Annotated in this window: 1 protein-coding gene; it reads left to right on the top strand. The window is 29.5% G+C overall.

Annotation, left to right across the window (positions count from 1 at the left end; translation table 11 throughout):
* Nucleotides 1-74 precede the first annotated feature (74 nt).
* The coding region (locus tag L8U41_RS07830; RefSeq protein WP_263728261.1) for a cache domain-containing protein at nucleotides 75-1,043 on the top strand (969 nt) is incomplete at its 3' end.

Genomic DNA, 1,043 nt, shown 5'->3' with positions numbered 1-1,043 from the left:
AAGCGAGAGTTTATCGGTTAAACAAACAAGAAATTTTTATTAGCTAGACAAGACATTTATTATCAAGGAGTTTTATGAAAAAAATTACTCAAACTTTAACAAATAAACTAACTTTTTTTGTGGGACTAGCAATAGTAGGAATATTATTAATTGCAAATGTATTTAACTATTTAGAAATAAAACGCGACACTAGAGAGCTTATCAATAATTTACAAATTAAAACTATACAGGATGTTGCAAAAAATTTTGAAGACTACAGTGAATCAAGAAGTGATGCTGTAAAAGCCATTGCGCTTGAAATGAAAAAAAATCCAAGTGCAAGCACTAAAGAAATTTATGATATGGTTAGAGTAACCAAAGAAGCAAGCCGTTTTGATGTATTATACGTAGGACTTGCGCATAATGGTGCAATGATAAGATCTAATGGAAACCATCAAACACCTTCTGATGGTTATGATCCAAGAACTAGAACTTGGTATACAAGTGTTGCTTCTGGAAATGACAAAGTTGTGATTTCAAAACCTTATATGGCTCCGAGTTTAAAAGCTCCTTCTTTAGCTTTTTCATACCCTATAGTTGTTAATGGTAGTTTTATAGGAGCTGTTGGCGGAAATTATGATTTAACTACATTTTCAAAAAATGTACTTTCTATGGGAAAATCAGCAAGTGGATTTGTTGTTGTTATAGATGATGATGGAGTAATATTATTTCATGAACTTGAAGAGCAACTGCTTAAAAAAACTGCATTATCCGAAAACATAGTAAAAACATATCTTAATAGCCCTGAAGGTAAAACAGGAGAATTATCAAAAAATTTTTTTGTAGTTAAAGATGAAAACAACAAAAATAAAGCAGTTATTTGTCAAGAAAATTCATTAGGATATAATATTTGCGCAATCGCGGATGAAGAAATATATACAAAACCCGTAAATGAAGCTCTGATTAAACAATCATTTATTGGTTTAATAAGTTTAGTTATAGCTCTAGTAATAATAGGATTTGTTATTAAATACAATATTTCACCGCTTAAAAAAATACAAAAT

The sequence above is a fragment of the Campylobacter sp. RKI_CA19_01116 genome (assembly GCF_025771405.1).
Classification (GTDB): Bacteria; Campylobacterota; Campylobacteria; order Campylobacterales; family Campylobacteraceae; genus Campylobacter_D.
This window is presented reverse-complemented; position numbering and strand designations above follow the sequence as displayed.